The following is a 14,426-nucleotide window of genomic DNA, read 5'->3' as shown; positions in this document are numbered from 1 at the left end:
AGGTCAGAACATGGCACGCACTCTCAAATTTAAAATCTACCGCTACGATCCTGACCAGGATGCCAAGCCTTACATGCAAGACCTGACGGTCGAACTGAAAGACACCGACAAGATGCTGCTGGACGCACTGCAGCGCATCAAGTCCGACGTCGATGACTCGCTGGCCCTGCGCCGCTCGTGCCGCGAAGGCGTGTGCGGTTCGGACGCGATGAACATCAACGGCAAGAATGGCCTGGCATGCACCACCAACCTGAACGAACTGTCGGAGCCTATCGTGCTGCGCCCGTTGCCAGGCTTGCCGGTCATCCGCGACCTGATCGTCGACATGACGCAATTCTTCAAGCAGTACGATTCGATCAAGCCGTTCCTGATCAACGACTCGATCCCGCCTGAAAAAGAGCGCCTGCAGACGCCGGAACAGCGCGAAGAGCTCGATGGCCTGTACGAGTGCATCCTGTGCGCATGCTGCTCCACGTCGTGCCCGTCGTTCTGGTGGAATCCCGATAAGTTCGTCGGTCCTGCAGGCCTGCTGCAAGCCTACCGTTTCATCGCCGATTCGCGCGACGAAGCCACCGGCGCGCGTCTGGACAACCTGGAAGATCCGTACCGTCTGTTCCGCTGCCACTCGATCATGAACTGTGTCGACGTCTGCCCGAAAGGGTTGAACCCGAACAAGGCGATTGGCAAGATCAAGGAATTGATGGTCCGCCGCGCGATCTGATCCGTCTGATCGCGTCCGCCGGGCGCCGTGTGCCGGAAGCGGGTATCCTCGCTTCCTGGCAGGCGGCGCCTGCAAAGCAGCACCGTGCCGCAAGGCACATGTAAAGTGGTAAACCAAATGACAGAATCAATTTTGTCCTCGCATCAGGCCGACCCGGCCAACCGCGCCCGCCTGCGCTGGCGTTCACGCCGTGGCCTGCTGGAAAACGACATTATCCTGACCCGTTTTCTCGATGCGTATGAAACCGAATTGACCGATGAAGAAGTTGACGCGCTGACGCGTTTGCTGGATTTGTCGGACAATGCGTTAATGGATCTGGTACTGGCCCGTAAAGAGCCGGAAGGCGAAGTCGATCTGCCGCATGTGCGCGCACTGCTGCAACGACTGCGCATTGCCTAGACGCCTGGGCGATATATTGCAAACGGTGCGAGTGGCGCGCTGTAGCAACGCCGAATTGCGTTGCGAATTGCAGCCAGAATTTTTGATTTTAATTTCGACTCACTCCCGAGAAGGAAGAGCCCATGAATACCTCTGACACAAAAGCTACCCTGTCGTTCTCCGATGGCAGCCCATCGCTTGAATTTCCAATCTACAAAGGCACGGTTGGTCCGGACGTCATCGACATCCGCAAACTGTACGCCGGTAGCGGCAAGTTCACCTACGACCCAGGCTTTATGTCGACCGCCTCGTGCAATTCGTCGATCACCTACATCGACGGCGACAAGGGCGAACTGCTGTACCGCGGTTACCCGATCGAACAGTTGGCCGTCAACGCCGACTTCATGGAATCGTGCTACCTGCTGCTGAACGGCGAACTGCCGAACGCGGCGCAAAAAGCCAAGTTCGTCGACACCGTGACCAAGCACACAATGGTCCACGAGCAGATGCAATTCTTCTTCCGTGGCTTCCGCCGCGACGCGCATCCGATGTCGATCCTGGTCGGTACCGTCGGCGCGCTGGCGTCGTTCTACCATGACTCGCTGGACATCAACGACCCGCGTCACCGCGAAGTGTCGGCCATCCGCCTGATCGCCAAGATGCCGACCCTGGTCGCCATGACCTACAAGTACTCGATCGGCCAGCCGTTCACGTACCCGCGCAACGACCTGTCGTACAGCGCCAACTTCATGCACATGATGTTCGCCAACCCGTGCGAAGACTACAAGGTCAACGACGTGCTGGTGCGCGCCCTGGACCGCATCCTGATCCTGCACGCGGACCACGAGCAAAACGCATCGACCTCGACCGTCCGTCTGGCCGGTTCGTCGGGCGCCAACCCGTTTGCCTGTATCGCTGCCGGTATCGCCTGCCTGTGGGGCCCTGCCCACGGCGGCGCCAACGAAGCGGCACTGAACATGCTGAAGGAAATCGGCACCGTCGAGAACATCCCTGCCTTCATCGAGCAAGTCAAGGACAAGAACTCCGGCGTCAAGCTGATGGGCTTTGGCCACCGCGTGTACAAGAACTTCGACCCGCGCGCCAAGCTGATGCGTGAAACCTGCTATGAAGTGCTGAACGAGCTGGGCCTGCAAGACGACCCATTGTTCAAGCTGGCGATGGAGCTGGAAAAGATTGCACTGAACGACGAATACTTCGTTTCGCGCAAACTCTACCCGAACGTCGACTTCTACTCGGGCATCGTGCAATCGGCGCTGGGCATCCCTGTGTCGCTGTTCACCGGTATCTTCGCCATGGCCCGCACCATCGGCTGGATCGCCCAGTGGAACGAAATGATCGCCGATCCTGAGCAAAAAATCGGCCGTCCGCGCCAGCTGTTCGTCGGTTCGACGACCCGCGAAGTGCTGCCACTGGACAAGCGCGCTTAAGTTACAGCGCCGTGTTTCTGCCGGGCCTTGCGGCCCGGCGTACAAAAGCGAGCCTGATGGCTCGCTTTTTTTATGCCTGCCGCGCTCGCCTGGCTGTCGGCACAATAGTTGTATAAACAAGTAATAAATATTGCAACTTTCGACGTAAATGTGGCATCATTGCATTGTTATTTTATTTGCAACCAATGAAAGGCTCACATGAAACTGTCGCAACTGTTTTGCTGTGCCGTTTTTGCCGCCATGGCCGCCAGCGCTTCCGCCGCCGTGCCCGGGCATGCCTACACCCTCGATTTCAATGACCGCAGCACGGCCTGCGGCGCCCAGCCTTGCGATGGCATTCCGCAAACCTACGGCGATGTGGCCGGCGTCGTCGATCTCAGCTATACGGCTCCCTGGACGGGCAGCTACGTGCCCTGGAGTACAAGCCCTATCTCGGGAGGGTTTCTGGCGCCATCCTTTGTGCATTCCAGCGGTGCCAGCGGGGTGTCGATTTACATCGAGGCGCTGCGCCCCGGGGCCAGCGTGACCCTGCACCATTTCGACATGCTGACGACCGGCGGGAGGCATAGTCTTGACCTTATAGTGAGCGACTTGCAAGGGAAGCTACTGTACAGCAGGCGCGCATACATTGGTTCGTACGAAGATCCCACGTTCAGTACCATCGAAGGTTTTGATCCTGAAATAACAGTATTGGGCGGCCTGAGGCTGTGGTGGAGCGGGGGCGGCATGAGCGTGGGGATAGATAATATCGCTTTCGAGGTGTCGCCCGTGCCCGAGCCTTCCACTTATTTGATGCTGATGGCCGGCCTGCTGGCCATCGGCGCCGCCGCGCGCAGCCGCAAGGCTTGACGGGCCCGGCGGCCTGCCGCAAGGAAGCGTGCCTTGCGGCGCGCTTTTTTCATCTCGGCCATGCCGTGCATGGCCGATGGCGCGCAAAGCTGCTACGCTCGGTCCTGGATCAACAGCAAGCAGAACGTGATGAACAAAGAAACATGCGCCCCCGCCGGCGTAGCGCTGGGCGAGACGGGATTTGGCTATACCTTGTCGCTGATCGGTGGCAAGTACAAGATGCTGATCCTGTATGCGCTGGCGGCCAACAAGGTGCTGCGGCATAACGAGCTCAAACGCCATCTCGGCGGCATCGCCTTCAAGACACTCAGCGTCGTATTGAAGGAGCTGGAAGCCGATGCGCTGATCGTGCGCAAGGAATACCCGCAAGTCCCGCCCAAGGTTGAGTATTTCCTTTCAACGAAAGGCGCATCGCTGATTCCCGTGCTCAATACCCTGTGCGAGTGGGGCGAGCGGCACCAGGCCACCTGATGTCGGCACATTATCGGCGGCGGTTTTTTTGCGCCCTTATTACTTACTTTTCTTCCTGTATGCGCAATCAATGTGCGTACTTGTGAAAAATACTCGGCGGGACTATGCTGCAGTGGCCTGTGCGGGCGCGGCGACGCGCTACAGGGCAGGGTACCGGCTTGCCTGCGTTTTTGTGAGCGCGGCAGCGGTGCACCGATCCCACTCTTTTGAAAGCAGCATGATGAAAACCCTTGTAATCGTCTTTCACCCCAACCTCGCCACCTCGGTCGCCAACCGGCGCTGGCTGCAGGAAGTGGCGCAACACCCGGAGCGCTACACCATCCACGACGTGCATCAGGCTTATCCCGACGGCGCCATCGACGTGGCGCGGGAGCAGGCGCTGGTGGAGGCGCACGCCGACGTGGTGCTGCAGTTCCCCGTGTACTGGTTCAGTTGTCCGCCATTGCTGAAAAAGTGGCTCGACGAGGTGCTGGCGCATGGCTGGGCGTATGGCACGGGCGGCGATGCCTTCCGCGGACGCAAGGTGGCCCTGGCCGTGACGGCCGGGATACGCGAGGAGGATTTCACGCCGGCAGGCAAGTGGCGGCACACGCTGGCGCAGCTGCTGGCGCCGTTTGAAGTGACGTTGAACTATATCGGTGCCGAGAGCCGTCCGTTCTTTGCCTTCTATGGCGCCGAAGACGGGCCGGCGGAACACGGTTATGCGGAACGCCTGGCCCGCAGCGCGCACGACTATGTGCGCTTCCTGTCGGCGCTATAGACGGGACAAGCGCCGGCGCGCTATTGGCATGCCGCGTCCAGGTGGCGCAGCGCGATCTGCCGCCCTTCCAGCGGCAGGCTGGCGCCATCATGGCACTGCGGCAGGACGATGCGGCGCGGCGCGTTGTGCTTGAGGATGCCGCCCCAGTGGGCGACCCTGGCACCGGCCTCGCGGCGGATCGCCGCCACCGTGGCGCAGCTGGCCAGGATGCGCGCCTGCGGAAAGGCTTCCTGCAGCACGCCCAGGCCGAAATAGGCTTGCGGCTCGGCGGCGCTGATATAGATGGTGGTCAGGTGTTTGCCGCTGGCGGCGATGGTGTGTGCTAACTGCGCGGCATCGTCGCGCCGGAACTGGGCATTGACCAGGATGGCGTCGCGCACGCCGCTCAGCAGGACTGAAGGTGAGTGCGCACTGCCCAGGTATTGCAGGGCAAAGCCGGCCAGGGAAGAGCGCGGAGCAGGGAAGCTGCCGGTAAAGGGGGCAGGGCGGGAGCGGTCATGCGGGACGGGATTCGACAACATGCGCGTTTCTCTGGATTCGTTATCAGTGACACATATTATCCTTTCGACTATGCGTAGCAAATAGGGTAGATTGCAATACTTAGTTGCATGGATCGGATGAATCAAGGGAGTGTCCGCATGGACCGCATCACCGCAGCACAAGTTTTTGTCGCCATCGCCGAACGCGGCAGCATGGTCGCCGCCAGCGAAGCGCTGGATATGTCGCGCGCCATGGTGACGCGCTACCTGGCCGAGATGGAGCAATGGGCCGGGGCGCGGCTGTTGCATCGCACCACGCGCCGTTTGAGCCTGACGGATGCGGGCGACGCCACGCTGGCGCGCTGCAGGCAGATGCTGGAGGTGGCGGGCGCCATGGCCGTCATGGCGCCGGAAGGCGCCGACACGCCGCAAGGTTTGCTGCGCATTACCTGTTCGCAGTCGCTGGCGCAGACGGCGCTGGCTGGCGCAGTGACCGCTTACCTGCGCCGCTATCCGCGCGCCGCCATCGACCTGCAGATGGAGAACCGTGCCGTCAACCTGGTGGAGCAGCGCATCGACCTGGCGATCCGCATCACGAATGCGCTCGAGCCGAACCTGATCGCGCGCCAGCTGGCCAGCTGCGCCTCGGTGGTGTGCGCCGCACCATCGTATCTGGCGGCGCACGGCACGCCGCGCAGGGCGGAAGACCTGGCCTTGCACAACTGCCTCACGTACACCTACTTCGGCAAGAGCCTGTGGCAGTTTACCCACAATGGGGAAGCGCTCACTGTGCCGGTCAGCGGCAGCCTGTCGGCGAATGAATCGCTGGTCCTGCTGGTGGCCACGGTGGCGGGGGCGGGCATCGCCATGCAGCCGCGCTATTCGGCCGCGCCCCTGATCGCCAGCGGCCAGCTGGTCGAGCTGCTGCCCGCCTACCAGCCGCAGGACATGGGCATCTACGGCATCTACACCTCGCGCCAGCACATGTCGCCGCTGCTGCGCACCATGCTTGATTTTCTGCTCGACTGGTTTGCCACGGATGCTCAGTGGCTGGCGGCCATCGCCGCTCCGGCGTTGCCAGGCAGACCACTTGTGCGCCAGCGGCGCGCCGGCGCGGTCAGCAAGGTGCCGTAAGCGCAATAGTGGCAGGCTTGCAAGCCCGGGAAAATCAGCCACACAGCTTACATTTGCTTGCCAAATAAAATCCAACTAGCAGTTGTTGCGTTACAATACCGCGTGCTATTCTAAATGACGGTATGCAGAATGCTGGTGCAATAAAAAAGCCCTTCCCCACAACTTGATGTGCAATCCGCTAACCGGTCAGGCCGTGTCGCGGAAGGTTAGATTAACCCGCTAATCTCGCGAAGCGCGAAGAAAGGTGAGCAATATATGCAGCAATTAACGACCAACTCCTACCTGTTCGGTGGGAATGCTCCGTACGTGGAAGACCTGTACGAAGCGTATTTGAACAATCCAGGCTCGGTACCCGATAACTGGCGTTCGTACTTCGACGCGATGCAGCACGTGCCTGCCGTCGATGGCACCAACAAGCCTGACGTGGCGCATGCCTCCGTCGTCGCCTCGTTCGCCGAGCGCGCAAAAGCCGGTCCTATCCGTACCGTCACCGCTTCCTTCGATGCCGAAATGGGCCGCAAGCGCGTCGCCGCTACCCAACTGATCGCCGCTTACCGCTACCTGGGCACGCACTGGGCCAACCTGGATCCGCTGCAGCGCCAGGAACGTCCGATGATCCCGGAACTGGACCCGAGCTTCTACGGCTTCACCGATGCGGACATGGACACCGTGTTCAACATCAGCAATACCTATTTTGGCCCCGAGACCGCCACCCTGCGCGATCTGCTGAACTATCTGCGCGACACCTACACGCGTTCGATCGGCGCCGAATTCATGTACATCTCCGACCCGGCCGAAAAGCGCTGGCTGCAAGAGAAACTGGAATCGATCCGCTCCACCCCGAATTTCACCCCAGAGAAAAAAATCCACATCCTCGACCGCCTGACCGCGGCTGAAGGCCTGGAACGCTATCTGCATACCCGCTACGTGGGCCAGAAGCGCTTCTCCCTGGAAGGCGGCGAAACGTTCATCGCCTCGATGGATGAAACCATCCAGCGCGCCGGCGAAAAAGGCGTGCAGGAAATCGTCATCGGCATGGCCCACCGCGGCCGTCTGAACGTACTGGTCAACACCCTGGGCAAGGCGCCACAGGAACTGTTCGAAGAATTCGAAGGCAAGCATGGCGACGACCTGCCAGCCGGCGACGTGAAGTACCATCAAGGCTTCTCGTCGGACATCTCCACCGCAGGCGGCCCGGTCCACCTGTCGCTGGCGTTCAACCCGTCGCACCTGGAAATCGTCAACCCTGTGGTTGAAGGTTCCGTCAAGGCCCGCATGGACCGCCGCGGCGACGTGCACGGCGCGCAAGTGCTGCCGATCCTGGTGCACGGCGATGCCGCTTTCGCCGGCCAGGGCGTGGTCATGGAAACCTTGAATCTGGCGCAAACCCGCGGCTACGGCACGGGCGGCACGGTGCATATCGTGATCAACAACCAGATCGGTTTCACCACCTCGGATCCACGCGACTCGCGCTCGACCCTGTACTGCTCGGACGTCGTCAAGATGATCGAAGCACCGGTCCTGCACATCAACGCCGATGATCCTGAAGCCGTGGTACTGGCGACGCAAATCGCGCTCGACTACCGCATGGAATTCAAGAAGGACATCGTCCTCGACATCATCTGCTACCGCAAGCTGGGCCACAACGAACAAGATACGCCAGCACTGACGCAGCCGCTGATGTACAAGCGCATCGGCCAGCACCCAGGCACCCGCAAGCTGTACGCGGACAAGCTGGTGGCGCAAGGCGTGATCCCTGCCGATGGCGGCGACAAAATGGTAGCCGCCTTCCGCGACGCCATGGACGCCGGCAAGCACACCGTCGATCCAGTCATCTCGAACTTCAAGAACAAGTACGCCGTCGACTGGCTGCCGTTCCTGAACAAGAAATGGACCGACTCGGCCGATACCGCCGTGCCGATGACGGAACTGAAACGTCTGGCCGCGCGCATCACCACCGTGCCGGAACAGTTCAAGGTCCACTCGCTGGTGGAAAAAGTCCTGGGCGACCGCGCCACCATGGGCCGCGGCGAAATGAACCTGGACTGGGGCATGGGCGAACACCTGGCCTACGCTTCGCTGGTATCGTCCGGCTACGCCATCCGCCTGACGGGCCAGGATGCCGGCCGCGGTACCTTCGTGCACCGCCACGCCGTGCTGCATGACCAGAACCGCGAGCGCTGGGATGCCGGTACCTACATTCCGCTGCAAAACGTGTCGGAAAACCAGGCACCGTTCACCGTCATCGACTCGGTGCTGTCCGAAGAAGCCGTACTGGCCTTCGAATACGGCTACTCGACCGCTGAACCGAACACCCTGACGATATGGGAAGCCCAGTTCGGCGACTTCGCCAACGGCGCGCAAGTGGTCATCGACCAGTTCATCAGCTCCGGCGAAGTGAAGTGGGGCCGCGCTTCTGGCCTGGTCATGATGCTGCCGCACGGTTACGAAGGCCAGGGTCCTGAGCACTCGTCCGCGCGTCCTGAGCGTTTCCTGCAGCTGTGCGCAGACAACAACATGCAAGTGGTGCAGCCGACGACGGCTTCGCAGATTTTCCACCTGCTGCGCCGCCAGATGGTGCGCCAGTTCCGCAAGCCGCTGGTCATCCTGACGCCGAAGTCGCTGTTGCGCAACAAGGATGCCGGTTCGCCGCTGACCGACCTGGCCAAGGGCGGTTTCCAGACCGTGATCGGCGAAGTCGACGACAAAATCGATGCCAAGAAAGTCAAGCGCGTCATCGCCTGCTCGGGCAAGGTCTACTACGACCTGGTCAACGCACGCAAGACCCGCGGCCAGACCGACACGGCCATCGTGCGCCTGGAACAGCTGTATCCGTTCCCGCACAAGTCGTTCGCTGCTGAACTGAAGAAGTTCCCGAACCTGGTGGAAGTGGTCTGGGCGCAGGACGAGCCGCAGAACCAGGGCGCCTGGTTCCAGATCCAGCACAACATCTTCGAAGGCCTGGAATCGGGTCAGCGTCTGGCTTACGCCGGCCGTCCTGCTTCGGCGTCGCCTGCTGTCGGTTACTATGACAAGCACTACGCCCAGCAAAAAGACCTGCTGGAAACGGCGTTCTCGAAGCTGAAGGGTTTCATTCTCACCAAGTAAGCGGGAATGCGGGCGCCGTGCGGTTTGCATGGCGCCTGATTACATAGATGATCACGGAGCGCCGCCCTTGCTACGCAGGGGCGGCGCCGCAAGAACAAAATAAACGGAGTTTTACATGGCACAAATCGAAGTCAAAGTTCCTCAGTTGTCGGAATCGGTTGCAGAAGCGACCCTGCTGGCATGGCATAAAAAAAGTCGGCGAGCCAGTGGCGCGCGACGAAAACATGATCGATATCGAAACCGATAAAGTGGTCCTGGAACTGCCTGCGCCAGCCGCTGGCGTGATCGTGCAGATCATCAAGGCTGACGGCGCCACCGTCGTTGCCGGCGAAGTCATCGCCATCATCGATACCGACGGCTCGGCCAAGGTCAGCCCGATGGAAGTGTCGGCCGTTCCTGCACCAGCCCTGGCTGCCGCCGCGCAAGACGCCGCTACCGCCTCCGCACCAGCTGCCGCGACCAAGGGCGATGTCGCCATGCCTGCCGCCGCCAAGATCCTGTCGGAAAAAGGCCTGTCCGCTGGCGACGTCGCCGGTTCGGGCAAAGATGGCCGCGTGACCAAGGGCGACGCCCTGGCCGCTTCCGCCAAGCCTGCCGTTGCGCCGCTGGCGCCAGCCGCTGCCAAGCCAGCGCTGCAGCAAGTGGCCACCCCTTCGGCCGCCAACCTGGGCGACCGTCCGGAAGAGCGCGTGCCGATGAGCCGCCTGCGCGCACGTATCGCCGAGCGCCTGCTGCAGTCGCAATCGACGAACGCCATCCTGACCACGTTCAATGAAGTGAACATGCAGCCGGTCATCGACCTGCGCAACAAGTACAAGGACAAGTTCGAGAAAGAGCACGGCGTCAAGCTGGGCTTCATGTCCTTCTTCGTCAAGGCCGCTGTCGCCGCCCTGAAAAAGTACCCGATCATCAACGCTTCCGTTGACGGCAACGACATCGTTTACCACGGCTACTTCGACATCGGCATCGCTGTCGGTTCGCCACGCGGCCTGGTCGTGCCTATCATCCGCAACGCGGACCAGCTGTCGATCGCCGACATCGAGAAAAAAATCGGTGAATTCGGCGCGAAAGCCAAAGAAGGCAAGTTGACCCTGGACGACCTGACGGGCGGTACCTTCTCGATCTCGAACGGCGGCACCTTCGGCTCCATGCTGTCGACCCCGATCATCAACCCGCCACAATCGGCCATCCTGGGCGTGCATGCGACCAAGGACCGCGCTGTCGTCGAAAACGGCCAGATCGTTGTACGTCCGATGAACTACCTGGCCATGTCCTACGACCACCGCATCATCGACGGCCGTGAAGCTGTCCTTGGCCTGGTGGCGATGAAGGAAGCGCTGGAAGATCCTGCACGCCTGCTGCTGGACCTGTAAGCACCGTAGTCCCCCGGCTTGGCCGCCGGGGCAATGTAGCTGATACCCCTTGCCAGAAGACGCAGCTGGCTGATCTCAACGAAAGAGGATTCCCATGAACGTCTCTGAAGAAATCAAGCGTCTGCACGAGTTGCACCTGGCGGGCGCCCTGAGCGACGCGGAATTCGCGCAAGCGAAAGCCAAGCTCCTGAGCAGTATCAACCTGGACAAGCCGGACAGCACGTCCGGCGCCAATGCCTCCGGCTCCGGCCCGGCAAATGACCTGGTGCAGGAATTCAGCCGCCTGCGCCGTTCGCGCAACGACCGCTGGCTGGGCGGCGTGTGCGGCGGCCTGGGACGCGCTTCCGGCATGGAAGCGTGGATCTGGCGCCTGGTGTTCGTCCTGTTTACATTGACCTTCGGCTTCGGCGTGGTGATTTACCTTCTATTGTGGATTTTCGTACCAGACGAAGAGATTGGAATAACAAAACATGAGTACTAAACAATTTGACGTCGTTGTCATCGGTGCGGGCCCTGGCGGCTACATCGCCGCCATCCGCGCAGCGCAGCTGGGCTTTTCCGTCGCCTGCGTCGACGAGTGGTCGAACGCCAAGGGTGGCGCCGCTCCTGGCGGTACCTGCACCAACGTCGGCTGCATCCCGTCGAAAGCGCTGCTGCAATCGTCCGAGCATTTCGAACACGCGGGCCACAGCTTCGCCGAGCACGGCATCGACGTCGCCGGCCTGAAGCTGAACCTGGGCCAGATGCTCAAGCGCAAGGACACCGTCGTCAAGCAAAACAACGACGGCATCCTGTACCTGTTCAAGAAGAACAAGATCGCCTTCTTCCACGGCCGCGCCGCTTTTGCCGCCGCAGCCGCTGGCACGTATGACATCAGCGTGACGGGCGAAGCCAACGAAACCCTGACGGCCAAGCATGTGGTCATCGCCACGGGTTCGAACGCACGCGAACTGCCGGGCGCACCATTCGACGAAAAACTGATCCTGTCGAATACGGGCGCACTGGCCATCGACGCCGTTCCAGCCAAGCTGGGCGTCATCGGTGCCGGCGTGATCGGCCTGGAAATGGGCAGCGTATGGCGCCGCCTCGGTTCCGACGTCACGGTGCTGGAAGGCCTGCCGGTCTTCCTCGGCGCTGTCGACGAGCAGATCGCCAAGGAAGCGTCGAAGCTGTTCACCAAGCAAGGCTTGAAGATCAACCTCGGTTGCAAGATCGGTGCGATCACGCCAGGCAAGAAAGACGTCACGGTGGAATTCGTCGACGCCAAGGGCGAAGCGCAAAAAGCCGTGTTCGACAAACTGATCATCTCGATCGGCCGCACGCCGAACACGAATGGCCTGGGCGCCGATAAAGTCGGCCTGCAGCTGGACGAGCGCGGCTTCATCGCCGTCGATGGCGACTGCAAGACCAACCTGCCGAACGTGTGGGCGGTGGGCGACGTCGTGCGCGGCCCGATGCTGGCGCACAAGGCCGAAGAAGAAGGCGTTGCCGTGGCCGAGCGTATCGCTGGCCAGCACGGTCACACCAACTTCAACACGATTCCGTGGGTGATCTACACCTCGCCGGAAATCGCGTGGGTCGGCAAGACCGAGCAAACCCTGAAGGCCGAAGGTATCGCCTACAAGGCCGGCACCTTCCCGTTCATGGCCAACGGCCGTGCGCGCGCGCTGGGCGACACCTCGGGCATGGTGAAATTCCTGGCCGATGCGACCACCGATGAAATCCTCGGCGTGCACATCGTCGGCCCGATGGCGTCCGAACTGATTTCCGAAGCCGTCGTGGCGATGGAATTCAAGGCCTCGGCCGAAGACATCGCGCGCATCTGCCACGCTCACCCATCCTTGTCGGAAGCGACCAAGGAAGCGGCACTGGCGGTTGACAAGCGTACGCTGAACTTCTAAGCCAGTACAGTACTTCGCAGCGGGCCGGCAAAGCAGTTTCTGCCTTGCCGGCCCGTTTGCGCTATGTCCAGAATTCCTGTTGAATCGAATCCCATGAACGTTGAAGAGTTTTACCAGAACGCGTTGCAGAAGCGCGATTTCAAGGCCGATGCCGCCCAGCGCCGCGCGGTCGACCGCCTGCAGCAGTGCTATGACGAATGGGTGGCCTACAAGGGCGCGCGTTCGAGCACCTTCAAGCGCCTGATCAACCGTCCTTCCGTGCCGAAAGGCGTGTACATGTGGGGCGGGGTGGGGCGCGGCAAGTCGTTCCTGATGGACAGCTTCTATTCGGTCGTGCCCGTGGTGCGCAAGACGCGATTGCACTTCCATGAATTCATGCGCGGCGTGCACCAGCAGCTCGATGAATTGAAAGGCGTGGCCGATCCGCTCGACGAAGTGGCGAAACGCATCGCGAAGAAATACCGTCTCATCTGTTTCGATGAATTCCACGTCTCGGACATCGCCGATGCGATGATCCTGTACAACCTGCTGTCGGCCCTGTTCGACAACGGCGTGTCCTTCATCATGACCTCGAATTACGATCCGGACCTGCTGTACCCGGACGGCCTGCACCGCGACCGCATGCTGCCGACCATCGCGCTGCTGAAGGAAAAGCTCGACGTGATGAACGTCGACGCGGGCGTCGACTACCGCGGCCGCGCGCTGGAGCAGGTGGAAAGCTATTACACGCCGCTGGGTGCGGCCACCGACAAGGCCTTGCGCGACGCCTACGCGCGCATCGCCGAGACGGCCGACGAAGACGCGCGCATCCGCATCGAAAGCCGCGAAATCCATTGCCTGCGCCGCGCCGGCGGCATCATCTGGTTCGATTTCGCCACCCTGTGCGGCGGTCCCCGTTCGCAAAATGATTACCTGGAAATCGCCAGCCGCTTCCATACAGTGATATTGTCCGGCATACCGGCCATGTCGGCGGCGCAGTCGTCCGAGGCGCGCCGCTTCACCTGGCTGATCGATGTCTTTTATGACCAGAAGGTCAAGCTGATCATGTCGGCCGAAGTGCCGCCCGAGCAGCTGTACACGAATGGCATGCTGGCCAACGAGTTTCACCGTACCGTTTCGCGTATCATCGAGATGCAATCGCGCGAATACATGGAAAAAGAACAGCGCGGCGCAGCCGACGCGATCGTTTGAGGCAGGAAGAATGAACATGATGTCAAATACACTATGCAAGCTGGCAGCGGCCCTGGGCCTGGCGCTGGCATTGTCCGCCTGCGCGCACCAGGGCGAGGCGGCGCTGGACGAGGTCGGCGTACCGCAAGTGCCCGCCACGCTCTCCGTCGAGGAGGCCGATGCCAAGCTCAAGTTGGCAGCCAGTGAACGCGAGGCGGCGGAAAACGAGTTTGCCGCGCGCGAACAGGAGTGCTACAACAAGTTCTTCGTGAACAGCTGCCTCGACACGGCCAAGGAAAAGCGCCGTTTGATCCTCGTGCGCCTGCGCGCCATCGAGGCCGAGGCGAATCATTTCAAGCGCGCCGAATCCGTGCGTCTGCGCGATATCGACCTGGCGCGTACGCAGGAAACGGCACGCCTGGATGCGGAACAGCGCGCCGCCGCCTTGCCCAAGCCCGTGAAAGTGGTGGCGCCCGAACCGGCGCCGCCCAAGCCGCAAGGCAAGAGCCTGGCCCAGCGCGAAGCCGAATATGCGGCAAGAGTGAATAAACAGGCGGCGGAAGAAGCGGCGGAAGCGCCGCGCCGCGCCGAGCGCGAAGCGGCGTTTGCCCGCAAGCAGGCTGAGGCTGCGGCG

The 14,426-nt window shown here is 61.4% G+C and carries 13 protein-coding genes and 1 pseudogene; 13 read left to right on the top strand and 1 reads right to left on the bottom strand.

The genetic code is table 11. The features are described 5' to 3' along the window. Positions 1-10 precede the first annotated feature (10 nt). From JaAD80_RS07580 to JaAD80_RS07555, 6 genes are all read left to right on the top strand, one after another. Positions 11-721 (top strand): succinate dehydrogenase iron-sulfur subunit, encoded by a 711-nt coding sequence (locus JaAD80_RS07580; RefSeq protein WP_102293620.1) that lies wholly within the window; start codon positions 11-13, stop codon positions 719-721. 117 nt (positions 722-838) lie between these two features. Beyond that, entirely contained in the window at positions 839-1,120 is a 282-nt protein-coding gene (locus tag JaAD80_RS07575; protein ID WP_034752073.1) for a succinate dehydrogenase assembly factor 2, read from the top strand. A gap of 122 nt (positions 1,121-1,242) precedes the next feature. Beyond that, positions 1,243-2,547 carry a citrate synthase gene (gltA, locus tag JaAD80_RS07570; RefSeq protein ID WP_102293619.1) on the top strand — a complete coding sequence of 435 codons (1,305 nt, stop codon included), beginning with the start codon at positions 1,243-1,245 and terminating at the stop codon, positions 2,545-2,547. 198 nt (positions 2,548-2,745) lie between these two features. Then, positions 2,746-3,396 carry a PEP-CTERM sorting domain-containing protein gene (locus JaAD80_RS07565; protein WP_102293618.1) on the top strand — a complete coding sequence of 217 codons (651 nt, stop codon included), beginning with the start codon at positions 2,746-2,748 and terminating at the stop codon, positions 3,394-3,396. A gap of 33 nt (positions 3,397-3,429) precedes the next feature. Next, positions 3,430-3,867, top strand: coding sequence for a helix-turn-helix domain-containing protein (locus JaAD80_RS07560; RefSeq protein ID WP_258002858.1), 438 nt, complete (start codon positions 3,430-3,432; stop codon positions 3,865-3,867). 220 nt (positions 3,868-4,087) lie between these two features. Further along, positions 4,088-4,627 carry an NAD(P)H-dependent oxidoreductase gene (locus JaAD80_RS07555; RefSeq protein ID WP_180979338.1) on the top strand — a complete coding sequence of 180 codons (540 nt, stop codon included), beginning with the start codon at positions 4,088-4,090 and terminating at the stop codon, positions 4,625-4,627. 20 nt (positions 4,628-4,647) lie between these two features. Here the strand turns inward: JaAD80_RS07555 and JaAD80_RS07550 are convergent, their stop codons facing one another. After that, entirely contained in the window at positions 4,648-5,148 is a 501-nt protein-coding gene (locus JaAD80_RS07550; RefSeq protein WP_102293616.1) for a hypothetical protein, read from the bottom strand. 117 nt (positions 5,149-5,265) lie between these two features. On the opposite strand from JaAD80_RS07550, the gene JaAD80_RS07545 reads away from it, so the two are divergent. From JaAD80_RS07545 to JaAD80_RS07515, 7 genes and pseudogenes are all read left to right on the top strand, one after another. Beyond that, positions 5,266-6,240, top strand: a complete 975-nt coding sequence (locus JaAD80_RS07545; protein ID WP_258002857.1) for a LysR family transcriptional regulator — start codon at positions 5,266-5,268, stop codon at positions 6,238-6,240. Positions 6,241-6,495: 255 nt separating this feature from the next. Continuing rightward, positions 6,496-9,348 carry a 2-oxoglutarate dehydrogenase E1 component gene (locus JaAD80_RS07540; protein WP_102293615.1) on the top strand — a complete coding sequence of 951 codons (2,853 nt, stop codon included), beginning with the start codon at positions 6,496-6,498 and terminating at the stop codon, positions 9,346-9,348. Between the two features lie 115 nt (positions 9,349-9,463). Beyond that, a pseudogene (gene odhB / locus JaAD80_RS07535) lies at positions 9,464-10,721 on the top strand (2-oxoglutarate dehydrogenase complex dihydrolipoyllysine-residue succinyltransferase). Positions 10,722-10,815: 94 nt separating this feature from the next. Next, positions 10,816-11,202, top strand: coding sequence for a PspC domain-containing protein (locus JaAD80_RS07530; RefSeq protein WP_102293613.1), 387 nt, complete (start codon positions 10,816-10,818; stop codon positions 11,200-11,202). Further along, on the top strand, positions 11,192-12,622 hold the full coding sequence (gene lpdA / locus JaAD80_RS07525; protein WP_034752057.1) for a dihydrolipoyl dehydrogenase: 1,431 nt from the start codon (positions 11,192-11,194) through the stop codon (positions 12,620-12,622). Before JaAD80_RS07530 ends, lpdA begins: the two co-directional genes overlap by 11 nt. 93 nt (positions 12,623-12,715) lie before the next feature. Further along, positions 12,716-13,813 (top strand): cell division protein ZapE, encoded by a 1,098-nt coding sequence (gene zapE / locus JaAD80_RS07520; RefSeq protein ID WP_102293612.1) that lies wholly within the window; start codon positions 12,716-12,718, stop codon positions 13,811-13,813. A 16-nt stretch (positions 13,814-13,829) separates the two neighbouring features. Beyond that, a partial coding sequence (locus tag JaAD80_RS07515; protein WP_146012297.1) for a hypothetical protein occupies positions 13,830-14,426 on the top strand: 597 nt, incomplete at its 3' end.

Source organism: Janthinobacterium sp. AD80 (assembly GCF_002878455.1).
In the GTDB taxonomy this organism is placed as follows: Bacteria; Pseudomonadota; Gammaproteobacteria; order Burkholderiales; family Burkholderiaceae_D; genus Janthinobacterium.
This window is presented reverse-complemented; position numbering and strand designations above follow the sequence as displayed.